Origin of the sequence: Stenotrophomonas sp. a6 (assembly GCF_030913325.1) — a bacterium.
Classification (GTDB): domain Bacteria; phylum Pseudomonadota; class Gammaproteobacteria; order Xanthomonadales; family Xanthomonadaceae; genus Stenotrophomonas; species Stenotrophomonas maltophilia.
In genome coordinates this window covers 243,965-266,934 of sequence record NZ_CP133161.1, presented here as the reverse complement: position 1 = coordinate 266,934, position 22,970 = coordinate 243,965, and the positions used below count along the sequence as shown (strand labels likewise).

Below are 22,970 nucleotides of genomic sequence, written 5' to 3'. Positions count from 1 at the left end.
CCTTGATCTGGCAACGGCAGACGCGTGAGGCATCAATGCGCAGCGTGGCACACAAGCTGCTTCGAGCCAGAATGGCCAAACGACTCCTCCTTTGCCGCGTCATTGAGTTGACTCACCGGCTTGGGACGAAAAAACCGCCGAAAGGCGGTTTTTTCATGCTTTTCCGTGCGCTTTACGTCCAGCGACGTGCCAACGCATCAAGGTCCGCACGTACGCTCATGCAGCGCTGGCATGCAGGCGCACACCCAGGGCACGAGTCACCTTCAGGATGGTCGAGAAATCAGGGCTGCGCTCGCCAGACAGGGCACGATACAGACTCTCCCGCGACAGGCCCGCCGCACGTGCGACCTTGCTCATCCCTTGGGCACGCGCGATATCGCCCAGCGCCTTGGCGATGAATGCCGAATCGCCGTCGCTTTCTTCGATGCATGCATCGAGATAGGCCGCCATTTCCTTCGGTGTATGAAGGTGTTCGGCCACATCAAATGCTTCGAGTTCAACTTTCTTCTTGATAGCCATGATGGGACAGCTCCAGTACTTCGGTATTGAGTCGTTTCGCCTACAACCAGTTCGATGCTCGCAGGGCACGCGCAATCTCCTTGGCCTTCTCTATATCGCGCTGTTGCGAACCCTTGTCGCCTCCGACCAGAAGAATCACCAACTGCCTGCCCCGCTGGGTGTAGTACACGCGGTAACCGGGTCCTGCATCGATACGCAATTCAGAAACGCCATCCGCCAGATAGCGGTGATCACCAGGATGGCCTTCAGCGAGCCGACCGATACGGGCCAGGATGCGAGCGCGTGCGGTTACGTCCTTGAGAGCGTCAATCCATGTCGCGAACTGACGGGTACGCTGGATCTTCATGGAGAAATGTAGCCTACTGGCTACATACTTTCAACAATCAGGTTCAACAATCAGGATCGCGCGCAGGGAAGTGCAGAGCGACGCATCACACGCCGCGAGGGAGAACAGCGGAGAAGGAAGGAGGGGGGGCGGGATCGGCGCCCGACTGGCCAACGCGCAGCCGCTGCAAAAAGAGATTGGCAGATGCCCATTGGTGCCGCTTATCCGAATCGAACGGATGACCTACTGTTTACAAGACAGTTGCTCTACCAACTGAGCTAAAGCGGCATGGGTGGATCACCGGCGGCAGCGCCGCGGTCCGGGGATTCTAGCGCAACCTTGCGCATTCCAGCGACCGGCTCTGTGCCGCCCCGCTGCGCTGCTGGGCCTGGGCCGGTTGCGTGCCTGCCGCCAGCTGCCCTTCCAGCCACCACTGCCCGGCGTCGCCGCTGGCGACAAGGCGCGGCTGGAAGCCGGCGGCCTGCACCGCCGCCATGCGCCGCTCGGCGCCTTCGCGGTTGCGGTACTGGCCCAGCGCCACGGCGTTGGCCTCCTCGCCTTGGCTGATGATGTAGTAGTCGCTCAGGCCAGCGGCGACGATGCGTTTCACGGTGGCCTGGGCTTCTTCGCGGTTGGCGGCGGCCGGCAGCATCACCCGGTAACGGGCACTGCCGCTGGCAGCAGGCTGTTCGCGCAGGCGCACCTGGCTGAGCAGCGTGCTGGCCTTGCCCTGCGCACTGGTAGCGGCGGCGCGGTCGGCGAACGGGCCCAGCGCGACGCAGCGCGGCGGCTCGGCGGCCGCGGGCGGGGTTGCGGGCTTCTCCGGTGCCGGGGTCGGGGTCGGTGCAGGCGGTGTTGCCGGCTTGGCAGCGGCAGCAACCGGCGTAGCCTCAGCCGCCTGCGGCTTGGCAATCTCCGGCTTGGCCGGGGCGGCGGGCGCCGGCGTTACAGCCACGGCCGTCTTCTCCGCCGGTTCGCGCTCCATCAACGGCGCGGTCGGCGCGGCGGCCGTGGCTTCGGCGGCCGCAGCGGCATCCACGCCACCGGGCACCCAGCGCAGCTCGGCCACGCCGGCGGGTTGCGGCGGCGGCGCAGGCTTCTGCGGTGCATCGCGCAGCAGCCACCAGCAGGCGACGCCAAGATTGAGGATGGCCAGTACGACGATCAGGGCACGGGTCAGCATGCGCGGATACTAGCCTGCGGGCTGGTGCACCGCCCAGCGGGCGAGGCCATCCAGCACCAGCGAGGGGTGGTAGTCGGCGCCAGGCAGCAACGGCATCAGCGCCGGTGCGCCGCCACCATGCACCAGCAGCGAGGGCGCAACGCCCAGCAGCGTGTGCGCCTGCTGTGCGCTGCGTTCGATCAGTGCCACGGCCGCACCATCGCAGCCGGAGGCGAGCGCGTCGGCGGTGTCGTTGGCGAATTCGCTGTAGTCACCGCCGGTAGCCGGCAGCTGCACCGCGCGGGCATGCAGTGCTTCGCGCATGGTGGTGGGCGATGCGGAAATGCGGCCACCGTGGTGCTGGCCGTCGGCGTCGAGCAGATCAATCGTCAGTGCGGTGCCCACCCCGACCACCAGCACCGGGCGCTGCGCCTTGGCCGCGGCCAGCAGGGCCAGGAAGCGGTCCACACCGAATTTTTCGGGCTTGGCATAGGCAATGCGCACACCGGCGCATTCGGCGCTGGTACGCACCACGTGCACGTGCTCGAAGCGACGCTGCAGCTGGTCCAGCATCGCGCTGGTCAGCGACGGTGCGGCCACGCTGGCCACGAACGCGGTGGTGCCGCTGGGCAGGCTGTGCGGCGGCTGTCCGGCCATGCCTTCGGCGCCATGCGCCCAGGCCTGCACGTCACCGGCACGGTCACCCTGCAACGGCGCGAACTTGAAGCGCGAGTTGCCGAGGTCGAACAACCAATCGCTCATGCCGCCCTCACGCTGACTTCGCCGGCGTGCAGCAGGCGCTCACGGCCATCGATGCGCACGCGCAAGGCGCCGTCATCAGCCAGGCCGAGTGCGGTGCCATGCTGCCACTGCCCTTCCAGTTCCACCCGTACTTCGCGACCGGCCAGCATGTCGAACGCGGCGTAGCGCGGCAGGAAGGGAGCGAGGCCTTCGCGATCGAATTCTTCCAGTGCCGGCAGCAGGCGCGCCAGCACGGCAGCAACCACCACGTTGCGGTCCACCGGCTTGCCGGCCAGCGTGTCCAGGTCCACCCACGGCTGGGTGATCTGCTCGGCGAAGGACGGCGGCATGTGCGTGTTGATGCCGATGCCGATCACCGCGCGCGCCGGGCCGGCGTATTCGCCACCGCCTTCTGCGAGCAGGCCGACCAGCTTGCGGCCATCGACCAGCAGGTCGTTCGGCCACTTCAGCTGCGCCTGGGTGTAGCCCAGGTCGTGCAGCGCTTCGGCCACGGCGATGCCGGCCACCAGGCTCAGCCCGGCCAGGCGACCGAGGCCACCGGAAAACAGCCGCAGCACCGACAGGTAGATATGCGCGGCCAGCGGCGACGCCCACGTACGGCCGCGACGGCCGCGGCCGCCGGTCTGGCGCTCGGCCAGCAGGACGCTCACCCCGCGCTGGGGCGCGCTGCAACGCAGCAATTCGGCGTTGGTCGAGTCCACTGTCCAGGCGACCTGCAGGTCGTGCAGCAGGGCTTGGACGCCGGCAGGCAGGCCGGCACGGATCGCGTCCGGGTCCAGTAGGTCGACCGGGCGGGTCAGGCCATAGCCCTCACCTGCACGCCCCTCGATGTCTACACCGGCGGCTCTAAGTCCTTGAATACGCTTCCAAATGGCCGCCCGGGTCTGGCCCAGCTCACGGGCCAGGGCGTCGCCGGAGAGGCGACCGGCAGCGAGTTTGGCCAGCAATTGGCGGTCGTCCACGGCAGCTTCCACGAAGTCAGGAAGGAATTATGCGGGAAAGCCGCCAGCGGCGCCCGCCACGCTGGGTTCCGCGGGGGCTTCCAACGGGGCGCCGGGTTCGGGCTAGAATCGGGAACTCACCTTCCCTTAACGTGGATGTCGTCAATGCGCCGTTATGCCCATTGCCTGATCCTGCTGACGATGCCCTTCGCGGCGTCTGCGACGGCAGCGCTGGACGACAGCCGCGGCGCCTGCGTGTCCTCCAACGGCGATGCCGCTTCGCAGCGTGCACCGACCGCGACCGCTTCGGCCGCCACCACCAAGCCGGCACCGGTCCGCCCGGCAGCCAGCACCAGCACGGGCGGCGGTGGCAGCGATGACGACGTGCTGCAGCGCATCCGCGCGCCGAAGTGGCACAGCTACCTGCCGGGAATGTTCCGCTGATCAAGTCGTTGCTGCAGTGGCTGCGGCCTGCGCCGCGGCCGATCGACGATGCACAGTGGGATGAGGCCTGCCGCCGTGCGGCTTGGCTGCACGGTCTGGACGACGATCGCCGCGCGCGATTGCGCCTGCTGGCCACGCGCTTCCTGCACGAGAAGACCATTACCCCGATCGGCGAGCTGCAGCTGGAGGCCGGCGATGGCGTGCTGCTGGCGGCACTGTGCTGCCTGCCGCTGCTGGAGTTCGGTGAGGTGGGTCTGGAAGGCTGGTCGCAGCTGATCGTCTACCCCGATGCATTCCGCGTACATCGCAGCCACATGGATGCGGCCGGCGTACTGCATGAGTGGGATGACGAACTGATTGGCGAGTCGTGGGACAGCGGTCCGTTGATCCTGTCGTGGGCCGATGTGCAGGCCGACCTGGCGACGCCGCACGAGGGCTACTGCGTGGCGGTGCACGAGATGGTGCACAAGCTGGATGCGCTGGATGGTGCGATGGACGGCACGCCGCCACTGCCGCGCGAGTGGCAGCGCGAGTGGGCAGCCACCTTCCAGCGTTCCTACGATGCCTTCTGCGCGCAGGTGGATGCCGGCGAGGAGACGTTGATCGACCCGTACGCGGCCGAGGCGCCGGAAGAGTTCTTCGCGGTGGCCAGCGAGTATCACTTCTCGGCACCGGATCTGCTGCAGCAGGCGTTGCCGGAGGTGGCCGCGCAGCTGCAGCGGTTCTATGGCGAGCCGCCAAAGTTCGAAACACGGTAGTGCCGGCCGCTGGCCGGCAACCTCATGATCTTAGATGGCATTGCTTGGTTGCCGGCCAGCGGCCGGCACTACCGATCAACGAAGCTTACGGCCCTGGCGGCAAACGCACTTCGAAACGGGCGCCGCCCAGTTCGCTGGAACGGCCGACGGCCAGTTCGCCGCGGTAATCCTTGATCAGGTCCTGCACGATCGACAGGCCGATGCCGTGGCCCTGCACGCGCTCGTCGCCACGCACGCCACGCTGCAGCACCTTGCCGATGTCGTCCGGGGCGATACCCGGGCCATCGTCGTCCACCGCCAGCAGCAGGCCAGCGCGGCGCGCGTTCGGTGCCGGCAGCGGCTGCGCGGTCAGCAACACGCGGCGGTTGGCCCACTTGAAGGCGTTTTCCAGCAGGTTGCCAAGCAGTTCCTGCAGATCGCCCGGTTCGCCGTGGAAGCGTGCGGCCGGATCGATGTCGAACTCGCACAGCACGCCCTTGGAGGCGTAGACCTTCTCCAGGCCACGTACGATTTCCTCAGCGTTGGACTCGATCGGCAGCGGCGCGGAGAACAGCTTGTGGCCCGACGACGCAGCACGTGCCAGCTGGTACGAAACCAGGTTGTTCATGCGCTGCAGCTGCACGTCCAGCTCCTCGCGCAGCGCGCCATCGCCCGCGCCGCTGTCCATCTGCGTGCGCAGCACCGCAATGGGCGTCTTCAGGCTGTGTGCCAGGTCGGCCAGGGTGTTGCGCTGGCGCTCGAGGTTCTCGCGCTCGCTTTCAATGAAGGCGTTGATGCTGTCGGTCAGCGGTTCCAGCTCGCGCGGGTGGCGCTCGCTCATGCGCTCGGTCTCGCCGCGCTGCACTTTGGTCAGCTCGGTGATCACCCGACGCAGCGGACGCAGGCTCCACTGCAGGATGACGGTCTGCAGCAGCAGCAGGATCAGGCCGATGCCGCCCAGGTAGAACCAGACACGGCCGCGGAACACGCGCAGCTGCGCGCCCAGCGCGCGCGAGTCTTCCATCACATAGATGGTGTACGGGAATTCGGTGGCCGGGTCGGCGTCGGCATCCCACACCAGGCCCAGGCCATAGCGGTACACCGAGCCCTGGCTGCCGTCGATCTGGATCATCGGCAGCGGGCCTTCGAACACTTCCTGGCGCGGCGCCAGCAGGCCGCCGCCGACGGTGGGCAGCATCGGGCCTTCGGCGGACATCGAATTGCCCTTGCCGTGCGGCATCACCACCTGCAGGTACAGGCCACTGCCCGGCACGTCGAAGCGCGAATCCGGCGGCTGCTCGCGGATGTACAGCGAGCGGTCGCGGGTGAAGTCGATGCCGGCCGCGTAGGCGGTGGCGTAGTTCTTCAGGCGCTCACGCAGGTTCGCCTTCGCCGTATCGGCGAAGGCGGCGTCGAGCGCGTAACCGGCCAGGGCCAGGAACGCGACCAGACCCACGGACGCGGCAAGCATCTGGCGCGCCTGCAGGGAGCGCGGCCGCCAGCGTCGGAAGAACCACAGACGGCCGGACATCATGGTCTCGCCAGGCTGAGCCGGCTCAGCCCTCGTTGCGCGGAATCGCGAAACGGTAGCCGCGACCGCGCACGGTCTCGATCGGCTTCAGTTCGCCATCCGGGTCCAGCTTCTTGCGCAGGCGGCCGATGAAGACCTCCAGCACGTTCGAGTCGCGGTCGAAGTCCTGCTGGTAGATGTGCTCGGTGAGGTCGGCCTTGGAGACCAGTTCACCGGCGTGCATCATCAGGTACTCCAGCACCTTGTATTCGTAGCTGGTCAGGTCGACATTGCTGCCGGCCACGCTGACGGTCTGCGCAGCCAGGTCCAGAGCGACCGGGCCGCATTCCAGGGTCGGCTTGCTCCAGCCGGCGGCGCGGCGCAGCAGCGCGTTGACGCGGGCCAGCAGCTCTTCGACGTGGAACGGCTTGACCAGGTAGTCGTCGGCGCCCTGCTTCAGGCCTTCGACCTTGTCCTGCCAGCTCGAACGCGCGGTCAGGATCAGCACCGGGAACTTCTTGCCTTCGTCACGCAGGGCCTTGATCAGCTCCATGCCCGACATCTTGGGCAGGCCGAGGTCGATGATGCCGACATCGAACGGAACTTCGCGCCCCATGTAGAGGCCTTCCTCGCCGTCCTGCGCAGCATCGACGGCAAAGCCTTCGCGCTTGAGCCGGGCTGCCAGGGTCTCACGCAGCGGGGCTTCGTCTTCGACCAGAAGGATACGCATGAACTCTCCCTAGTGTCCTGGGTGTGGCCCGGAGGCCTGTGGGGTACGGGTTGATAGCGACAACTATCCCTGTTCAGGGGTTATCGCCGCGTAGTGATGACATATCCGACCGCGGCGTGCGCGGCTGTGAACGCGACGGTGCGGGGTCGTCCATGTAGCGGACCCGGCCCCGGTCGTCCATGTACTTCACCCGGTTGATGTCACGCCCATCGAACGGCACGCGCTCGGCGCCGAGGATGTGGCCGCCGGTGGTGCGCTGCACGCGGCGCACGGCATCGGACAGCGAGCGCTCGTCGCCACGGCCACCGCGCTCGCCCCGCTCCATCATCTCCGCGCGCCCCTGATCGCCACGCGGCGGCTGTTGCGCCAGCGCCGAAGACAGCGGCGCAGCCGCCAGCACCACGCAGGTGGCCAGGGCAATGCGGCGATGGAAGGGAGCGGAAGACATCGATGCGATCCTAGCCGAGCACGGCGATTCGTTCAAAAGTCGTAAATCCGGGAGCCGGGTTCGGGACCCGGCGCTTTACAAATCCTTTGCAAATTCTTGGTTTGGGGCAGTGAATCCGGTCTGAACTTTTCCGGCCCTGCGCTCGCGTCGTTCATCTAGGTGAACATTCGGGACGAATCGCCGCCCCTTGTCAAGTCAGGACCGTGACCGACGTCACGCTGCGGCGCGATCAGCTTCGCGTTCGGTGACCGCCAAGGCCTGTTCGATCAAGCTCCAGCCGGCGCCCGGGCGGTGTGCGCCCTCGCTCAGCACCTGGCGGAAGGCGCGACCACCGGGCTGGCCATGGAACAGGCCGAGCAGGTGGCGGGTGATGTGCTTCAGCGCCAGGCCTTCGCGCAGCCGCGCCTCGATGTAGGGGCGCATCGCGCGCAGCAGGTCACCACGTGCCTGTAGCGGGGCGCCGGTGTGCAGCGCCTCCAGCTGATGCAGCAGATAGGGGTCGTGATAGGCCGCCCGGCCCAGCATCACGCCATCGACGTGCGCGGCCTGCGCCTGTACCGCCTCGATGCTGGCCAGGCCACCGTTGATCACCACCGGCAGTGCCGGGCGCTCCTGCTTCAGGCGGTAGGCCCAGTCGTACTTCAGCGGCGGAACCTCGCGGTTCTCCTTCGGCGACAGGCCCTTCAGCCACGCGTTGCGCGCATGCACCACCACCATCGCCGCACCAGCGGCGACCTGGCGGTCGACGAAGCTGGCAAACACGTCGTAGTCGTTGTCCTCGTCCACGCCCAGGCGGCACTTCACCGTTACCGGGATGTCGACCGCATCGACCATGGCCGCCACGCACTCGGCCACCAGTACCGGCTCGCGCATCAGGCAGGCGCCGAAACGCCCGGCCTGCACGCGGTCGGACGGGCAGCCGCAGTTGAGGTTGACCTCGTCGTATCCCCACTCGGCGGCAATGCGCGCAGCCTGCGCCAGCAGGGCCGGATCGCTGCCGCCAAGCTGCAGCGCCAGCGGCTGTTCGCTGCGGTCGAAGCCGAGCAGGCGCTCGCGGTCGCCGTGGATGACCGCGTTGGCGTGCACCATCTCCGTGTACAGGCGTGCACCCGGCGCCAGCACGCGATGGAACACGCGGCAATGGCGGTCGGTCCAGTCCATCATCGGGGCAACGGACAGGCGCAGGGAATCAGCGTAACGGGCGGTGGCGGACGTCATCGGGGTGTTGATCGTGGAGACTGGCATTGCCAGTGAGATCAATAGTTTACACCGCTCGGCTGAATGGCGGCGGCTGGCGCCCGGATAGCGGGGCGCCCGGGCCCGAGGGCCGTCCGCAGGCCGGGCGGCGCCACCCCACAATGACGGGCAACCGGTCACAGTTGTCGCGATTCGTTGACGACGACGAAATATTGACGCCGTTATAGTCCGTCGCTCGCAATGGATTGGACGTGTGGAGCAGATGATGCAGCACAAGCGTTTGAGCAGGACCCTCGCCACCGCGCTGGCGGTCGCCGTACTGGCCATCGGCACGGCAACCGCAGCACCGGCTGCCACCGGGCTGAGCCCGACCTTCACCACCTGCCGTGACAAGGCACAGGGTGCGATCGAGCAGGCCGCCTGCCTGACCTCGGAAAGCGCGCGCCAGGACCAGCGCCTGAACCAGGCCTACCGCCAGCTGCAGGCAAAGCTGAGTGGCGCAAAGAAGACCAAGCTGGTGAATGCCCAGCGCGCGTGGCTGCAGTCGCGCAGCCGCGATAGCGAACTGGATACCGCGCTGTACGACGATTCGCAGCCCGGCAACCTGCAGGGCGAGCTGAACGATGTGATGCGCCTGAGCGCGCGTGCCGACCAGCTGCAGAAGTATCTGCAGCTGCTGGACTGACCCTTGAGGGGCAAACCCTCTGACTGCACAAGGATGTAAGACATGCCAACCAACATCGATACCCATGATCTCGATGCCACCTCCGGCGCCGTGTATTTCGCCGTCGGCCGTGGTACCGAAGGGGGTCCCGCCTCCTACCATCTGGCCATCGCCGGCATCACCCAGGGCGTGACCGAACCGCACTGGGGCACGGTGAACAAAGTCGCGCAGAACAGCGGTTACAGCCTGGGCGCGATCCAGGTCGACTTCGGCCAGCGCGGCGAGTGGGCGCTGGGCGCCATCGACGGCCACGCACTGAAGGCGGGCGAGACGACCTATGTCGACGCCGTGATCGATCAGGCCAGCACCTATGCCAAGGCGCACAACCTGCCCTTCACCCAGGACCACGCCGACCTGCGCCGCGACCTGCTCAGCCACGGCAATGGCCTGAGCGGGCGCAGCTCGATCCAGTTCATCGATACCAACACGCGCGACAGCATCAACGCCTGGGCCGGTTCGGCCGAGGGCAAGCAGTGGATCCACGCGAACATCGACTACCCGCAGGTGCGCAACGCCACCCGGATCGGCATGGCGATGGTGGACGCACACGGCAGCGGCATCGCCGAGGAAAACCGCTTCGAAGCGATCAGCCTGATCGCCAAGACCGCCAACCAGTTGCCCAGCCAGCTGCCCAAGCTGCAGAAGGTGCTGGAAGAAGGCGGTGACTACGAGGCGCTGCGCGCGAAGGCCGGGCAGATCCGCGAGACCTACCAGTACTTCGACGCGCCCAAGGCCGGCGACATCGCCGTGCGCTACGAAAATGCCTACGCCAACAACAAGGACGCAATGGACCGCGCCCATGCCAAGGTCAGCAGCCGCGACTACTCGCCCGCCGGTGAGCACAACGATGCGGACATCAAGGTGGCGCTGGACCAGATCGGCGCACCGCGCCAGCAGGCCGGTTCGCAGACGTTGAAGGAAGGGTCCAGCGGCCGTGACGTGCTGAAGCTGGAGAGCAATCTGGTCACGCTGGGCTATGCCAGTGCTGGCGGCCAGCAGACGCTGAATCCGGACCGGCGCTTCGATGCCACCACCCGCAAGGCGGTGGAAGACTTCCAGCGCGCGCACAACCTGGACCCGGTGGACGGCAAGGCCGGGCCAGCCACGCTGGCCGCGATCGACCGCGACGCGCGCGAACTCCAGGGCAACCTGGCCGCGCTGGGGCTGACCGACGCCAAGGGCCAGGCCATCGGCAGCGATGGCTATCTGGGCGGTGGCAGCCGCCATGCGATCAACGCTTTCCAGCAGCAGCATGGCCTGCCAGCGACCGGCATTGCCGATGCGGAAACCCGCCAGGCGCTGGCCAATGAAGTGCAGCAGCGTGCGCAGGCACAGGGCAGCACCCCGGAACAGCAGGCCGCGGCCGAGCCTGCGCGCGAGACGGTGTACCCGATGTCCGACCCGCGCAGCCCGCAGAACTGGCTGTACACCGAGACCCTGGTGCAGGTGAAGTTCGCCGAGGAAGCGCGTGGCCTGCCCTCCGGCGAGCACAGCGAGAAGCTGGCCGCTGCGCTTACCGTGGAAGCTGCACGTGCCGGCCTGTACCGGGTTGATCGCGTTGAGCTGAACCAGGATGGCTCGATGGCGCGCGCGGTGCAGGCCAATGCACTGCACGACGAAAGCGCGTTGAACCGCAATACCGCGCCGGTATCGACGGCAGACGCGATGCGCCAGAGCGTGCAGGAAAACAGCGAGCGGGCATTGCAGGTGAGCGATCAGCAGCGCGAGCAGCAGAAGATCGACCAGCAGACCCAGCAGCACGGCCCGCGGGCCATGATGGCGTAAGAGAGCGGGCCAACCGGCCCGTGAGTGCCATTGCCTTGCTCACCCCTCGTCGGCTTGAGGCCGACGAGGGCGTTGGTTGAGGTGCGTCGAGGATTGTCGCAAATGCGAGGTCTTGCGTCCCCCGGAGCGTGCCCACGCTTCGAGGGAGTCGGCCTCGAGGTGTAGCCGATCCGGTTTGATCGCGTCGACGCTTTGACGACAGATAAGTCCGTCCGGAGCTTTCCCCAAGTGATCAGTACCCGCCATCCATAGGCGGTCTGCTTCTTGAAACACTGCCGCCTCAGGCGGTCAGGTCTCACGGGTGGGCGTCGCGCAGATCAATCTGTACCCTCGGCGTCACGTGCTGGTAATCGAACACCGCACCCAGATGGCCGGCCGAGGCAAGGAACACCTGCCCACGCACGCGGTAGACCTGCGTGTCACCGGCATCGTAGCGCTGCATATCCAGCATGCGGCCGAGGAATCGATGACCATGTTGGCCACGCCCTGGGCGACGCATTCGCGGTCACGCTCGCTGGGCATCTCGGCGATGTCCTCGACGTTCTGCGACGATGCCGGACAGCGGAAGGCAGCGAAGCATGCCGCCGCTCTACAATCGGGCCATGGCCACCCACCGCCCGCAGTTCTTCGACCCCGCCACCGAACAGGGCGTGCTGCGCCTGTCGATCGCCGCCTCGCTGCTGCTGGCCGCCGCCGCAGTGGTATTCGGCCTGCTGGCCAATTCCTCGCTGATCATCTTCGACGGCATCTACGGCCTGATCGATGTGGTCATGACCTGGCTGTCGCTGCTGGTGGCACGCCTGATCGCGCTGTCCACCCAGACCGATGCGCTGCAGTCGAGGCTCAACCAGCGCTTCACCATGGGTTTCTGGCACCTTGAGCCGATCGTGCTGGGGGTCAGCGGCACGCTGATGATCGGTGCGGCACTGTATGCCCTGGTCAATGCGGTGGATGCACTGATGTCCGGGGGCCGCCACATTGCGCTGGGCCCGGCCATCGCCTTCGCCGGGCTGTCGATCGTCGGCGAAGGCGCGCTGGCCTGGTTCATCCTGCGCGCCAACCGCCGCATCGGCTCGGAGTTCATCGCACTGGATGCGAAGAACTGGGTGATCGCGGCCAGCATGTCGGCCTGCTACCTGCTGGCCTTCCTCGGCGGCGTGCTGGTGCAGGGCACGTCCTGGGCCTGGGTCGGGCCGTACATCGACCCGGCCATCCTTGCCTTCGTCTGCGTGCTGGTGATGATCGCCCCGCTCGGCACCGTGCGCCGGGCGCTGGCCGGCATCCTGCTGGTCACCCCGCCGGAGCTGCAGGCGCACGTGGATGCCGTGGCACGCGCGATCGTGGCCAAGCATGGCTTCGTCGAGCACCGCAGCTACGTGGCGCAGGTGGGGCGAGGCGAGCAGATCGAGCTGTTCTTCGTGGTTCCGGAAAACGACCCGCCGCGGCCGCTGGTGGAATGGGACCAGCTGCGCGACGAGATCGGCGACGCGCTGGGCGAGGCCTCGCCGGACCGCTGGTTGACCATCATGTTCACCACCGACCGCGAGTGGACGATCTAGGCCAACAGGACGATCGATCAAGTTTTTCGTACGCCCTGCAACCCAACGTACGCGGAAAGCGGGCAAAGTAGGCTCCAACGCAGTACCCACCCACTGACCAGGAGCATCCCGATGTCCATCGAAAAGGTTCTGTACACCGCCCAGGCCACCTCCACCGGCGGCCGTGAAGGCCGTTCCGTCTCGTCCGACAACGTGCTGGACATCCAGCTGTCGACCCCGCGCGAGCTGGGCGGCGCCGGTGGCCCGGGCACCAACCCCGAACAGCTGTTCGCCGCCGGCTATTCGGCCTGCTTCCTGGGCGCGCTGAAGTTCGTGGCCGGCCAGGCCAAGGTCGCGCTGCCGGCCGACACCACCGTGACCGGCAAAGTGGGCATCGGCCAGATCCCGACCGGCTTCGGCATCGAAGCCGAGCTGACCATCAACGTGCCGGGCGTGCCGCGCGAGCAGGTGGAAGAACTGGTGCAGAAGGCGCACATCGTGTGCCCGTACTCCAACGCCACCCGCGGCAACATCGACGTGACGCTGATCGTTGCCTGATGGGGTGCTGCCGGCCAGCGGCCGGCACTACCAACGTAAAGAGCAAAAAAATGGGCGGATGCCAGTCGAAACCGAACATCCGCCCATCCCACCTTCGTTGTCCCACAGGGGGGCATGAGGTTGCCGGCCAGCGGCCGGCACTACCAGGTCATTTTTCGCTGGTGATGAGCTGCACGACGCTGGAGAAATCCAGCTTGCCGCGGCCGGCCTGGTGGTTCATCGAGTACAGGTTGCGGGCCACTTCGCCCAGCGGAATCGAGGCACCGACACTCATCGCCGCTTCCACCGCCAGGCCCATGTCCTTCAGCATCAGATCGCTGCCGAAACCGCCGCTGTAACCGCGCGACGCAGGCGCGTTTTCCAGCACGCCCGGCCACGGGTTGCACACTTCGGTGGCCCAGCTGCGGCCGGTGCTGACCGCCATCATCTGCGACAGCACCTTCGGGTCCAGGCCGTGCGCCACGCCCAGCGCGATGGCTTCACCGGTCACCGCCATGATCACGCCCAGCGCCATGTTGTTGCACAGCTTGGCGACCTGGCCGGCGCCGCTGGCGCCGACATGGAAGATGTTCTTGCCCATCGCCTGCAGCACCGGGCGCGCGCGTTCCAGCGCGTCCTCTTCGCCACCGACGATGAAGGTAAGGGTGCCGGCCTGGGCACCGGCGGTACCGCCGGATACCGGCGCGTCGATCATCTGCAGGCCACGTGCGGCAGCGGCTTCGGAGACCTTGCGCGCGCTGGCCGGGGCAATGGTGCTGCAGTCGATGACCAGTGCACCCGCCGGAATCGCGGCGAGGATGCCGTCATCGCCCAGATACACGCCTTCGACGTGGCGGCTGGCCGGCAGCATCGAGATCACCACTTCGGCATCTGCCAGGGTGTCGCGTGCCGACGACGCAGCGCTGGCACCGGCGTCAACGGCGGCCTGCACCGCGGCCGGGACCAGATCGAACACGCGCACGCTGTGGCCGTTCTTGACCAGATTGGCGGCCATCGGGCCACCCATGTTGCCCAACCCGATGAATGCAATGCGGCTCATGCAAGGCTCCTTTCAACAAGGGGAGTGCCCAGGTCGGCCAGCGGATGCGCGGCGGCGGCCCAGGGGGAAGCGAAGAAGGTGTCGGCCCACGCGCCGGTGGCCTCGGCCAGGGTGGCCGGGTTCCACTGCGGATTGCGGTCCTTGTCGACCAGCAACGCGCGGATGCCTTCGGCGAAATCACCGTGGGCGGCGCAATGCAGGGCGACGATGTACTCCAGGCGATAGATCGCGGCCAGATCCTGGCCGGCACTGCGGCGCTGCAGTTCGTACGCCAACCGTGCCGAACCGGGTGCACCGGCGGCGAGAGTCTTCTGTGCGGCCTGCAACCAGGCGTCGTCGGTCTGCAGGCCGGCAATGCGCGCCACGATGGCCTGCAGGTCATCGCCTTCGCACAGCGCCTCGACCTGCGCCGCATTGGCCAGCAACGGGCCGGTGGCGGCGTCGCTGGCGTGCGACTGCAGCAGATGGGTCAGGCGTTCGTGGTTGTGTGCGGCATCGCCCGACCAGGCCACCTGCAGCAGCGCATCGAACACCGCGCTGCGGCGTTCTTCTGCCACGTGCACGTCGGCCAGGCCGGCGTAGATAGCGTCGCCCGGGTTGAGCAGCGCGCCGGTCAGCGCCAGGAACAGGCCGCCCTTGCCCGGTACGCGCGGCAGCAGCCAGCTGCCACCGACATCGGGGAACAGGCCAACGGTGATTTCCGGGAAGGCCAGCTTGGAGCGCTCGCTGACCACGCGGTGGCTGGCGCCGGACATCAGGCCGATGCCGCCGCCCATCACGATGCCATGGCCCCAGCACAGGATCGGCTTGGCGTAGGTGTGGATGAGATGATCGACGCGGTACTCGACGTCGAAGAACTCGGCGGCGTAGTCGTTCTCGCGGATGTCGCTGCAGCCGGCCTCGCGGAAGGCGACCATGCTCTTGTACAGGCTGTGCAGGTCGCCGCCGGCGCAGAACGCCTTCTCACCGGCACCCTGCAGCACCACCATGGCGATGCCGTCGTCATCGGCCCAGGCATTCAGCTGCTTCAGCAGCAGGTGCGCCATCGGCAGCGAGAAACCATTGAGCGTACGCGGCGCATTGAGCGTGGCGATGCCGATGCGCGCGCCGTTGCCGGCCACGCGCTCCTCGAACAGCACCGGTGCGTCGTCGGCAACGGTGTCGGTGCTCATGCGTTCTTCCACTGCGCGGTGCGCTTTTCCAGGAAGGCGGTCACGCCCTCGACCTGGTCGGCGGTGTCGAACAGGTCGACGAAGGCTTCACGCTCGGCCACCAGCGCCGAGGCGTGGGTGCCGGTGCGGGTGGACTGCACCAGGGTCTTGCAGGCGGCGATGCTGGTCGGGCTCTGCTTGCCGGCCTTCTTCGCCCATTCCAGGGCCAGTGCCTTGGCTTCGCCCTTGCCGACCTTTTCTTCGGCCAGGCCAATGCGCAGTGCGGTCTCGGCATTGATGCGCTCGCCCAGCAGGATCATGCGCTTGGCCCAGCCCTCGCCGACCAGGCGCGGCAGGTTCTGGGTGCCACCGGCACACGGCAGCAGGCCGACGGTGGCCTCCGGCAGCGCGACCTGGGCGTGGTCTTCAATGATGCGCAGGTCGCAGGCCAGTGCGCATTCCAGGCCACCGCCCATGGCGTAGCCGTTGATCGCGGCGATCGACACGCCACGGAAACCGGACAGCGCTTCGAAGGCTTCACCGAAGCGGCGCGCGGCCTCGCGTGCAGCGGCCTTGTCGCCGGAGGCGAACTGGTTGAGGTCGGCACCGGCGGAGAAGAACTTCTCGCCGTCACCGGTGATCACCAGCGCGTAGATGTCGCGGTCTGCGTTGAGCGCGCCCACCAGGTCGCGCAGCGCCGACAGGCTGTGCACGGTCCAGGTGTGCGCCGGCGGGTTGTTCAGGGTGACCACGGCGGTGTGGCCATCGACCTCCACCTTCAGGCCCACGTGCTCCTGGGTACGCCAATCCTTCATCGCAGTTCCTCTTCGGTGTTGAGCAGGTGACGGGCAACGATCACCCGCATGATCTCGTTGGTGCCTTCCAGGATCTGGTGCACGCGGCAGTCACGCAGCAGGCGCTCGATCGGGTATTCGCGGATGTAGCCGTAGCCGCCGTGGATCTGCAGCGCTTCGTTGCAGACGTTGAAGCCGGCATCGGTGGCGAAGCGCTTGGCCATCGCGCACCACACGTTGGCGTCGCTGGCACCGGCATCGAGCTTGCGCGCGGCGGTGTGCACCATCTGCCGGGCGGCGACCAGCTGGGTGACCATGTCGGCCAGCTTGAACTGCAGCGCCTGGAACTCGGCCAGCGCCTTGCCGAACTGGCGGCGCTCGCCCATGTAGCGGCGCGCGGCATCCAGCGCACCCTGCGCGGCGCCCAGCGAGCAGGCGGCGATGTTGATGCGGCCGCCGTCCAGGCCCTTCATCGCCAGCTTGAATCCGCCGCCTTCCTCTCCCAGAAGGTGGCTGACCGGCACGCGGACGTTTTCGAAGGTGATGCCACGGGTGGGCTGGCTGTTCCAGCCCATCTTCTCTTCCTTGCGGCCGAAGCTGATGCCCGGCAGGTCCGACGGCACCGCAATGGCGCTGACACCGCCGGCACCGGCACCACCGGTGCGCGCCATCACCACCAGCAGCTCGGTGGCACCGGCGCCGGAAATGAAGGCCTTGGAGCCATTCAGCACATAGAAGTCGCCATCGCGCACGGCGGTGGTCTTCAGCGACGCCGCATCGGAACCCGCACCCGGTTCGGTCAGGCAGTACGAGGCCAGCTTGAGGCCCGAGGACAGATCGGTGCCCCACGCATCGCGCAGGGCCGGCTGGCCCCACTTGGACACCATCCACGAGGCCATGTTGTGGATGCTGATGTACGCCGCGGTCGACGGATCGACGTTGGCGAGCTCCTCGATGACGACGGCGGCGTCCAGTCGGCTCAAGCCGCTGCCGCCCACTTCCGGGTCCATGTACAGACCGCAGAAGCCCAGTTCACCGGCCTTGGCGATCGCCTCGCGCGGAAAGATGCCCTCCGCATCCCATCGCGCGGCGTGCGGCGCCAGTTCGGCCTGTGCGAAGTCGCGCGCCGCCTCGCGGTACGCCTGCTGCGCTTCTTCCAGTTCCGTCGTCATCGAGTGGCTCATGGCTGCTCCTGCCGTTACTTCAGGCTGATCGTGGTGTTGACGCCGTGGCTCAGCGTCTCGTCATCGAACCAGCGCGCGGTGACCGTCTTGGTCTGGGTGTAGAACAGCACCACCTGCTTGCCGTACGGGCCCAGGTCACCCAGCTTGGAGGCGCGCGAACCGGTGAACGAGAACAGCGGCACCGGCACCGGGATCGGCACGTTGATGCCGACCTGGCCGACGTCGATGTCTTCCTGGAACTTGCGCGCGGCCGCGCCGGACTGGGTGAACAGTGCGGTGCCGTTGCCGTTCGGGTTGCTGTTGACCATCGCGATGGCGTCTTCCAGCGTTTCCGCTTCAAGGATGACCAGCACCGGCCCGAAGATTTCTTCCTGGTAGATGCGCATGTCGGTGGTGACACCGGCAAAGATGGTCGGGCCGACGAAGTTGCCCTTCTCGAAACCATCGACCTGCGGCTTGCGGCCATCCAGCACCAGCTTGGCGCCCTGCTCCACGCCCGAGGCGATCAGGCCTTCCACGCGCTCGCGGGCGCTGCAGGAAATGACCGGGCCGACGTCGGTACCGGACACGGTGCCGGCGCTGACCTTCAACGTCTTGGCCTTTTCGACCAGGTCCTGCACCCAGTTGCGCGCCTCACCGACCAGCACCAGGGTGGAAGCGGCCATGCAGCGCTGGCCCGCAGCACCAAAGGCGGCACCGACCATCGCGTTGAGGGTCTGTTCCTTGTTGGCGTCCGGCAGCACCACGGCGTGGTTCTTGGCGCCCATCATGCACTGCACGCGCTTGCCGGCCAGCGAGGCACGATTGTAGACGTGGGTGCCGACGCGGGTGGAACCGACGAACGACACGGCCTTGATGTCCGGGTGGTCGCAGATCGCGTTGACCACTTCCTCGCCGCCGTGGACGACGTTCAGAACGCCCTTCGGAATGCCGGCTTCCAGGGCAAGCTCGACCAGGCGCATGGTGACCATCGGGTCCTGCTCGGACGGCTTGAGGATGAAGGTGTTGCCCGTTGCAATCGCCATCGGGAACATCCACAGCGGGATCATCGCCGGGAAGTTGAACGGGGTGATGCCAGCGCACACGCCCAGCGGCTGCATGATCGTGTAGGTGTCCACGCCATTGGCCACGTTGTTGGCCAGCTCGCCCAGCTGCAGGTTGCCGATGGCGGCAGCGTGCTCGACCACTTCCAGGCCACGGAACACATCACCTTCGGCGTCCGGCAGGGTCTTGCCCTGTTCGGCGGTGAGGATGTGGGCCAGCTCGCTCATGTTCTCGCGGATCAGCTGCTGGTACTTCAGGAAGATGCGCGCGCGGGTACCGATCGGGGTCTTGCGCCAGGTCTTGAAGGCTTCCTTGGCGGCGGCGACGGCGGCGTCCACTTCGCCGGTGGTGGCGAACGGCACCTTGGCCAGCACGTCCTGGGTGGCCGGATTGATCACGTCCTGCCAGTGGGAGGTGGCCGATTCAACGAACTGGCCATCGATCAGCATGCGGATACGGGGCGCTGCAACAGTCATGACGACAATCCCACGGGGTGCGAAAGATGCTTGGCATTATTCACAGCACCCGTCTCGATTTCCGGGCTGAATCCGCTTAATCTGGCCAACACGCCAGACGATTCATGTTAATTTTGTGAATTATTCAGCCACCCAGCGGCAGCTTGGCCTGCGCTTGCTACGGCTGCGCGAGCAGCGCGGCTACAGCCAGGTGGACCTGGCCCGCGCCTTGGGCCTGTCGGCCAGTTACCTGAACCAGATCGAGCGCAACAAACGCCCACTCACCCCGGCCGTGCAGAAGAAGCTGGGCGAGGTATTGGGCGATGTTTCCTCACTGTTCGACGAAGATGAGCCCGCTGCCCTGCAGGAAGCGCTGGGCGAGACCCTGCGCGATCTGGGCCTGGCCGAAGTCAGTGCCACTGAACTGCGCGCCCTGGCGGGCAACCTGCCGCAGGTCAGCCGCGCACTGCTGGACCTGCACCGCCGCCACCTGGCGCTGCGCGAGCATGCCGCCGCGCTGGAGTTCCAGCTGGGCGAGCCCGGGGCCGGCAGCACCCTGCCCGCCGGCGACCAGGTGCGCGAGTTCTTCAACCGCATGCACAACCACATCCCCGAACTGGACGAGCTGGCCGAGCAGCTGTTCGCCGAATGGGGGCTGTCGCCCGGGCATGTGGCACCGCGGCTGCGCCAGCTGCTGGCCGACCGCCATGGCGTGCTGGTGGAAGTGGCCGCACTGCAGGCCGGGCGCGAGAAACGGCAATACGATGCCGGTGCGCGGCGGCTGTGGCTGCCCGATTACCTTGAGCCCGGCCAGCAGGCGTTCCAGATGGCGGCCGAGCTGGCCCTTCACGGCTACCTGCCGCAGATCGATGCGGTAGTGGCGCGCGCTGGCTTTACCGATGAGGCACGCATCGCGCAGGCGCGGATTGGCTTGTCGAATTACTTCGCCGGTGCGTTGGTGATGCCGTACATGCGTTTCCTGCGTGCGGCCGAGGCCAGCAGTTACGACATCGAGCTGCTGGCGCACCAGTTCGGCGTGGGCTTCGAAGCGGTCTGTCATCGGCTGAGCACGTTGGCGCGGCGCAGTGCGCCCGGGTTGCCGTTCTTCTTCATCCGCGTGGACCGTGCCGGCAACGTCTCCAAGCGCCATTCGGCCACCGATTTCCATTTCTCGCAGGTGGGAGGGTCGTGCCCGCTGTGGATCGTCTACGAGGCGTTCAACCAGCCCGGCCGCATCCTCACCCAGACCGCGCGCATGCCCGATGGCCGCCGTCATTTCTGGCTGGCGCGGCAGGTCAGCAGCGGGCCGGTGGGCCATGGCCAGCCACGCAAGACGTTCGCGGTGGCGTTGGGCTGCGACCTGCAGCATGCCGAACGCCTGGTGTATTCGCTGGGGCTGGATGTACAGAGCCCGGGCAATTCGGTGTCGATCGGGCCGGGTTGCCGGGTGTGCCCGCGCGAGGACTGCATGCAGCGCGCGTTCGCGCAGTTGCCGGGGCGGTAGGGTTGGTTCGGCAGGGCTGCGCCCTGCACCTGCGGTAGTGCCGGCCGCTGGCCGGCAACCTCAAAAGCAACAGCGGGCTTTCCGTGGGATGGCGGGGCGGTGTCGGATTGCGGGGACGCCGTGAGCCCGTCCCTGGGGGCTTGGCCGCGGCATCCATGCCGCGGACACCCCGCAATCCGACACCACCCCGCCTTCGACAGTTTCCTCCTGCTGCTGGAACCTGATGCTGATGCTGATGCTGATGCTGATGGTGATGGTGATGCTGATGGTGATGCTGATGGTGATGCTGATGCTGATGCTGATGCTGATGGTGGGTGCCGACCGTTGGTCGGCACGCTCTCGCCCTGCGCGAAATGCATCCACGCATGGCGTGGATCTACTGCCGGCTCAGTAGATCGGCGTGACCTTCATCTGCGGCAGCGGACGCGGTGCGCCGTCAGTAAGGTCCGGGCCGAGGTCTTCCCAGGTACGTCCCTGCTCGACCATCAACCCCCACAGCTGCTGCGAGGCCAGCCGCTTGTCTTCCGAGCCCAGCTTGTACGACGGCGGTGCCGGTTCCCCGCGGGCAACCATCGAATAGGCCGCGCGGTAGGCCAGTACCTGCTGCGCCGGATCATCGGTGCGTGCCACTTCCAGCGTGTAGCGCTGGTAGGCCGAGGCCAGGTTGCGCCAGCGGATCCAGTAGTGGTTCTCGAACGAGAACGAACAGAAGCGCGCACCGGCGAGGCTGCCCTTGTCGGCGATGCGGGTCAGCACCTCCTGCGGCATGTCCAGGTTCATGCCGCCTTCGTCGCCCTGCAGGCTGACGTGCACGATGCGGTCGCGGTAGCCCGGCGCGCGCGCCTGCAGCAGATCGCGCCAGTTCTGCATGGTCGCCACCACCGCGAACAGGAAGCGGCCCAGCTCGGCGGCCGCCAGCGGTGTGGCGATCGACTGGTAGGTGCGCTGCCAGCCGTGTCGGTTCTCGGTGGGCAGGAACACCGCGTGCTCCAGCGACTGGCGGCCATTGCTGCCGTGGTTCACCTCTTCGGCGTGCTGCGGGTAGACCAGATTGATGGCGAAGGTAGGCCAGCGCGGCAACGCGGCATCGAACAGATGGATCGGGAAATTGCTGCTGATGCCACCATCGGAGAACCAGCAGATGCGGAAGGCGGTGATCACCGGGCCGCAAGCCTGCCCGGCGCTGGTCAGCCCTTCCATGCTGTCGGCCACGTTGTGCTCGGGGTCGGCCGCCGGCGCGGTCGGCTCGCAGCGTCGTTCGCGGCGTGAGGGTTCATGCAGCGGCACCGCGCTGATCAGCAGCGGGAAGCTCAGGCTCATGCGCGTGGCCACCAGCACCGGCAGCTTCGGGCCCGGCGGCAGGTGGTAGTACTGTCGCCCTTCCACCTCCAGCGGCGGGCCGGCCTGCGTCACCAGCCACTGCACCACGCTGGCCGGGAACAGCTGCTCGAATTCCTCGCGCAGGAACCAGAACTGCGCGCCGCCCAGCGGCAGCGTGCGCGGCTCGTTGTGCGACACGCAGGTGGTGATCATCTGCAGGCTGATCGCATGCGGGCTGTCCGGCTCGCCGGCATAGCGCGGCGCATCGTGCAGGTCGGCGAAGGTGAGCGGTGCATCCAGCGGCTTGCCGGACAACTGCTGCAGGCATTCGTGCAGCCACTCGGTCAGTGCCGGCGTGCGTGCATCGCGGCCGAGGCCGCTGCACAGGCCCAGCAGATTGCGTCGCGCCACGCGTGCCACACGAAGCGCGGCACCGGCCACACCTGCACCGTACGCACACAGCAGCGACGGCAGCAGCGTGGCCGCCACCCCGCTCCAACCACCGCCCCACCAGCCCAGGCCGAGCAGCAGCGCCAGCGACACCAGCACTTCCAGCGGCGCGATCTCGAACACGGCAACGGCCAGGCACAGCAGTTTGTGCGGCAGGCTGGCATTGCCGGTCAGCACCACCAGCAGGCGATAGGCCGCGCGTGCGCCGCGTGCGGGCTGGAACAGGCTGTAGATGAAGCCGCGCCGCGACAGCTGCGCCGACACCGCCGACAACCCGCCATAGCCTGCATCGCCGGGCAGGTGCTCGCCGGCCTGCTGACGACGATCACCGCAGGCCGCCGCAGCCGCCACGGCGGCGGCGATGGCGCCGGCCGAAGTGCCGCCGATGCTCTTGAAGCGATACTCGCGCGCCAGCGCCAGTACCGCATTGGGGTACACGATGCCGCTGGTGATGCCGCCTTTCATGACCAGATCGCAGTACTTGTCCGCCACTGTCTTGCCCCCGAGCATGCCGTCCGCCGCGTGGGTGCCAGTATGGCGCAGAGGCTTCTCAGGGCCTGAGAACAACGGCGCAGTCCGCGCACGCGATGCGCCGTTCAGCAGAATGCACGGCTGCAGGCTTGACCCGCCCCGCCATCGGCGTAGCATC

The 22,970-nt window shown here is 67.2% G+C and carries 24 protein-coding genes and 1 tRNA gene; 8 read left to right on the top strand and 17 right to left on the bottom strand.

The features are described from left to right. Nucleotides 1–216: 216 nt before the first annotated feature. The 6 genes from Q9Q79_RS01220 to birA all read right to left on the bottom strand — a co-directional run bounded on the left by Q9Q79_RS01220 (nt 217) and on the right by birA (nt 3,730). A complete protein-coding gene (locus Q9Q79_RS01220; protein WP_005407703.1) occupies nt 217–519 on the bottom strand; it encodes an addiction module antidote protein in 303 nt (100 codons plus the stop codon). A 40-nt stretch (nt 520–559) separates the two neighbouring features. Continuing rightward, complete coding sequence (locus tag Q9Q79_RS01215) at nt 560–865, bottom strand: type II toxin-antitoxin system RelE/ParE family toxin (protein WP_005407702.1); 306 nt, start codon at nt 863–865, stop codon at nt 560–562. Nucleotides 866–1,056: 191 nt separating this feature from the next. After that, a tRNA-Thr gene (locus Q9Q79_RS01210) sits at nt 1,057–1,132 on the bottom strand. 40 nt (nt 1,133–1,172) lie between these two features. Then, on the bottom strand, nt 1,173–2,027 hold the full coding sequence (locus Q9Q79_RS01205; protein WP_005411958.1) for an SPOR domain-containing protein: 855 nt from the start codon (nt 2,025–2,027) through the stop codon (nt 1,173–1,175). A gap of 9 nt (nt 2,028–2,036) precedes the next feature. Then, nucleotides 2,037–2,768 (bottom strand): type III pantothenate kinase, encoded by a 732-nt coding sequence (locus tag Q9Q79_RS01200; RefSeq protein WP_005407698.1) that lies wholly within the window; start codon nt 2,766–2,768, stop codon nt 2,037–2,039. Beyond that, complete coding sequence (birA, locus tag Q9Q79_RS01195; protein WP_043035430.1) at nt 2,765–3,730, bottom strand: bifunctional biotin--[acetyl-CoA-carboxylase] ligase/biotin operon repressor BirA; 966 nt, start codon at nt 3,728–3,730, stop codon at nt 2,765–2,767. Before birA ends, Q9Q79_RS01200 begins: the two co-directional genes overlap by 4 nt. A gap of 144 nt (nt 3,731–3,874) precedes the next feature. Between birA and Q9Q79_RS01190 the strand changes: the two genes are divergently transcribed. Together Q9Q79_RS01190 and Q9Q79_RS01185 are read left to right on the top strand one after the other, a co-directional pair. Next, complete coding sequence (locus tag Q9Q79_RS01190) at nt 3,875–4,153, top strand: hypothetical protein (protein ID WP_005407696.1); 279 nt, start codon at nt 3,875–3,877, stop codon at nt 4,151–4,153. Then, nucleotides 4,120–4,911, top strand: coding sequence for a M90 family metallopeptidase (locus tag Q9Q79_RS01185; RefSeq protein WP_197569412.1), 792 nt, complete (start codon nt 4,120–4,122; stop codon nt 4,909–4,911). Before Q9Q79_RS01190 ends, Q9Q79_RS01185 begins: the two co-directional genes overlap by 34 nt. Before the next feature lie 85 nt (nt 4,912–4,996). Here Q9Q79_RS01185 and Q9Q79_RS01180 read toward each other — a convergent pair whose 3' ends face one another. The 4 genes from Q9Q79_RS01180 to dusA all read right to left on the bottom strand — a co-directional run bounded on the left by Q9Q79_RS01180 (nt 4,997) and on the right by dusA (nt 8,823). Next, on the bottom strand, nt 4,997–6,421 hold the full coding sequence (locus Q9Q79_RS01180; protein ID WP_032953760.1) for a sensor histidine kinase: 1,425 nt from the start codon (nt 6,419–6,421) through the stop codon (nt 4,997–4,999). A gap of 25 nt (nt 6,422–6,446) precedes the next feature. Next, a complete protein-coding gene (locus Q9Q79_RS01175) occupies nt 6,447–7,130 on the bottom strand; it encodes a response regulator transcription factor (RefSeq protein WP_004136763.1) in 684 nt (227 codons plus the stop codon). 73 nt (nt 7,131–7,203) lie between these two features. Continuing rightward, entirely contained in the window at nt 7,204–7,578 is a 375-nt protein-coding gene (locus Q9Q79_RS01170; RefSeq protein WP_005407693.1) for a hypothetical protein, read from the bottom strand. Between the two features lie 213 nt (nt 7,579–7,791). Further along, the gene (gene dusA, locus Q9Q79_RS01165) at nt 7,792–8,823 is read right to left on the bottom strand and encodes a tRNA dihydrouridine(20/20a) synthase DusA (RefSeq protein WP_044569375.1); all 1,032 of its coding nucleotides are present in this window, start codon (nt 8,821–8,823) and stop codon (nt 7,792–7,794) included. 217 nt (nt 8,824–9,040) lie between these two features. On the opposite strand from dusA, the gene Q9Q79_RS01160 reads away from it, so the two are divergent. Both Q9Q79_RS01160 and Q9Q79_RS01155 read left to right on the top strand, forming a co-directional pair. Further along, nucleotides 9,041–9,460 (top strand): lysozyme inhibitor LprI family protein, encoded by a 420-nt coding sequence (locus Q9Q79_RS01160; RefSeq protein ID WP_005407691.1) that lies wholly within the window; start codon nt 9,041–9,043, stop codon nt 9,458–9,460. A gap of 42 nt (nt 9,461–9,502) precedes the next feature. Next, on the top strand, nt 9,503–11,284 hold the full coding sequence (locus Q9Q79_RS01155; RefSeq protein ID WP_012478814.1) for a peptidoglycan-binding protein: 1,782 nt from the start codon (nt 9,503–9,505) through the stop codon (nt 11,282–11,284). Nucleotides 11,285–11,579: 295 nt separating this feature from the next. Here the strand turns inward: Q9Q79_RS01155 and Q9Q79_RS01150 are convergent, their stop codons facing one another. Further along, complete coding sequence (locus tag Q9Q79_RS01150) at nt 11,580–11,735, bottom strand: hypothetical protein (protein ID WP_005407689.1); 156 nt, start codon at nt 11,733–11,735, stop codon at nt 11,580–11,582. A 127-nt stretch (nt 11,736–11,862) separates the two neighbouring features. Between Q9Q79_RS01150 and Q9Q79_RS01145 the strand changes: the two genes are divergently transcribed. Both Q9Q79_RS01145 and Q9Q79_RS01140 read left to right on the top strand, forming a co-directional pair. Further along, on the top strand, nt 11,863–12,843 hold the full coding sequence (locus tag Q9Q79_RS01145; RefSeq protein ID WP_005407688.1) for a cation transporter: 981 nt from the start codon (nt 11,863–11,865) through the stop codon (nt 12,841–12,843). A 111-nt stretch (nt 12,844–12,954) separates the two neighbouring features. After that, nucleotides 12,955–13,380 carry an organic hydroperoxide resistance protein gene (locus tag Q9Q79_RS01140; protein WP_004153735.1) on the top strand — a complete coding sequence of 142 codons (426 nt, stop codon included), beginning with the start codon at nt 12,955–12,957 and terminating at the stop codon, nt 13,378–13,380. A gap of 148 nt (nt 13,381–13,528) precedes the next feature. Here Q9Q79_RS01140 and mmsB read toward each other — a convergent pair whose 3' ends face one another. Genes mmsB through Q9Q79_RS01115 form a run of 5 tightly spaced genes read right to left on the bottom strand, consistent with a single transcriptional unit; the run spans nt 13,529 to nt 19,068 of the window. Then, the gene (gene mmsB, locus Q9Q79_RS01135; RefSeq protein WP_005407687.1) at nt 13,529–14,419 is read right to left on the bottom strand and encodes a 3-hydroxyisobutyrate dehydrogenase; all 891 of its coding nucleotides are present in this window, start codon (nt 14,417–14,419) and stop codon (nt 13,529–13,531) included. Beyond that, nucleotides 14,416–15,591 carry an enoyl-CoA hydratase/isomerase family protein gene (locus Q9Q79_RS01130; RefSeq protein WP_012478810.1) on the bottom strand — a complete coding sequence of 392 codons (1,176 nt, stop codon included), beginning with the start codon at nt 15,589–15,591 and terminating at the stop codon, nt 14,416–14,418. Before Q9Q79_RS01130 ends, mmsB begins: the two co-directional genes overlap by 4 nt. Beyond that, entirely contained in the window at nt 15,588–16,385 is a 798-nt protein-coding gene (locus Q9Q79_RS01125) for an enoyl-CoA hydratase (RefSeq protein WP_005411946.1), read from the bottom strand. The genes Q9Q79_RS01130 and Q9Q79_RS01125 overlap by 4 nt, the downstream gene beginning before the upstream one ends. Next, nucleotides 16,382–17,548, bottom strand: coding sequence for an acyl-CoA dehydrogenase family protein (locus tag Q9Q79_RS01120; RefSeq protein ID WP_005407684.1), 1,167 nt, complete (start codon nt 17,546–17,548; stop codon nt 16,382–16,384). Before Q9Q79_RS01120 ends, Q9Q79_RS01125 begins: the two co-directional genes overlap by 4 nt. A 14-nt stretch (nt 17,549–17,562) precedes the next feature. Further along, a complete protein-coding gene (locus tag Q9Q79_RS01115) occupies nt 17,563–19,068 on the bottom strand; it encodes a CoA-acylating methylmalonate-semialdehyde dehydrogenase (protein WP_012478809.1) in 1,506 nt (501 codons plus the stop codon). Nucleotides 19,069–19,183: 115 nt separating this feature from the next. On the opposite strand from Q9Q79_RS01115, the gene Q9Q79_RS01110 reads away from it, so the two are divergent. Continuing rightward, complete coding sequence (locus Q9Q79_RS01110) at nt 19,184–20,551, top strand: short-chain fatty acyl-CoA regulator family protein (protein WP_012478808.1); 1,368 nt, start codon at nt 19,184–19,186, stop codon at nt 20,549–20,551. Between the two features lie 223 nt (nt 20,552–20,774). Next, nucleotides 20,775–20,945, top strand: a complete 171-nt coding sequence (locus Q9Q79_RS01105) for a hypothetical protein (RefSeq protein ID WP_201863760.1) — start codon at nt 20,775–20,777, stop codon at nt 20,943–20,945. On the opposite strand, the gene Q9Q79_RS01100 is transcribed toward Q9Q79_RS01105, so the two are convergent. After that, complete coding sequence (locus Q9Q79_RS01100; protein ID WP_005407681.1) at nt 20,939–22,831, bottom strand: patatin-like phospholipase family protein; 1,893 nt, start codon at nt 22,829–22,831, stop codon at nt 20,939–20,941. The genes Q9Q79_RS01105 and Q9Q79_RS01100 overlap by 7 nt on opposite strands. Nucleotides 22,832–22,970: the final 139 nt, after the last annotated feature.

Excerpts from the sequence above, each read along its gene's own strand:
- Q9Q79_RS01120 (WP_005407684.1), bottom strand. The coding sequence starts at position 17,548 with ATGAGCCACTCGATGACGACGGAACTGGAAGAAGCGCAGCAGGCGTAC.
- Q9Q79_RS01145 (WP_005407688.1), top strand. The coding sequence starts at position 11,863 with ATGCCGCCGCTCTACAATCGGGCCATGGCCACCCACCGCCCGCAGTTC.
- Q9Q79_RS01205 (WP_005411958.1), bottom strand. The coding sequence starts at position 2,027 with ATGCTGACCCGTGCCCTGATCGTCGTACTGGCCATCCTCAATCTTGGC.
- Q9Q79_RS01105 (WP_201863760.1), top strand. The coding sequence starts at position 20,775 with ATGCTGATGCTGATGCTGATGCTGATGGTGATGGTGATGCTGATGGTG.
- Q9Q79_RS01160 (WP_005407691.1), top strand. The coding sequence starts at position 9,041 with ATGCAGCACAAGCGTTTGAGCAGGACCCTCGCCACCGCGCTGGCGGTC.
- Q9Q79_RS01130 (WP_012478810.1), bottom strand. The coding sequence starts at position 15,591 with ATGAGCACCGACACCGTTGCCGACGACGCACCGGTGCTGTTCGAGGAG.
- Q9Q79_RS01215 (WP_005407702.1), bottom strand. The coding sequence starts at position 865 with ATGAAGATCCAGCGTACCCGTCAGTTCGCGACATGGATTGACGCTCTC.
- Q9Q79_RS01115 (WP_012478809.1), bottom strand. The coding sequence starts at position 19,068 with ATGACTGTTGCAGCGCCCCGTATCCGCATGCTGATCGATGGCCAGTTC.
- Q9Q79_RS01170 (WP_005407693.1), bottom strand. The coding sequence starts at position 7,578 with ATGTCTTCCGCTCCCTTCCATCGCCGCATTGCCCTGGCCACCTGCGTG.
- Q9Q79_RS01150 (WP_005407689.1), bottom strand. The coding sequence starts at position 11,735 with ATGCTGGATATGCAGCGCTACGATGCCGGTGACACGCAGGTCTACCGC.
- Q9Q79_RS01125 (WP_005411946.1), bottom strand. The coding sequence starts at position 16,385 with ATGAAGGATTGGCGTACCCAGGAGCACGTGGGCCTGAAGGTGGAGGTC.
- Q9Q79_RS01190 (WP_005407696.1), top strand. The coding sequence starts at position 3,875 with ATGCGCCGTTATGCCCATTGCCTGATCCTGCTGACGATGCCCTTCGCG.
- Q9Q79_RS01155 (WP_012478814.1), top strand. The coding sequence starts at position 9,503 with ATGCCAACCAACATCGATACCCATGATCTCGATGCCACCTCCGGCGCC.
- Q9Q79_RS01140 (WP_004153735.1), top strand. The coding sequence starts at position 12,955 with ATGTCCATCGAAAAGGTTCTGTACACCGCCCAGGCCACCTCCACCGGC.
- Q9Q79_RS01180 (WP_032953760.1), bottom strand. The coding sequence starts at position 6,421 with ATGTCCGGCCGTCTGTGGTTCTTCCGACGCTGGCGGCCGCGCTCCCTG.
- mmsB (WP_005407687.1), bottom strand. The coding sequence starts at position 14,419 with ATGAGCCGCATTGCATTCATCGGGTTGGGCAACATGGGTGGCCCGATG.
- dusA (WP_044569375.1), bottom strand. The coding sequence starts at position 8,823 with ATGCCAGTCTCCACGATCAACACCCCGATGACGTCCGCCACCGCCCGT.
- Q9Q79_RS01200 (WP_005407698.1), bottom strand. The coding sequence starts at position 2,768 with ATGAGCGATTGGTTGTTCGACCTCGGCAACTCGCGCTTCAAGTTCGCG.
- Q9Q79_RS01100 (WP_005407681.1), bottom strand. The coding sequence starts at position 22,831 with ATGCTCGGGGGCAAGACAGTGGCGGACAAGTACTGCGATCTGGTCATG.
- Q9Q79_RS01175 (WP_004136763.1), bottom strand. The coding sequence starts at position 7,130 with ATGCGTATCCTTCTGGTCGAAGACGAAGCCCCGCTGCGTGAGACCCTG.
- Q9Q79_RS01220 (WP_005407703.1), bottom strand. The coding sequence starts at position 519 with ATGGCTATCAAGAAGAAAGTTGAACTCGAAGCATTTGATGTGGCCGAA.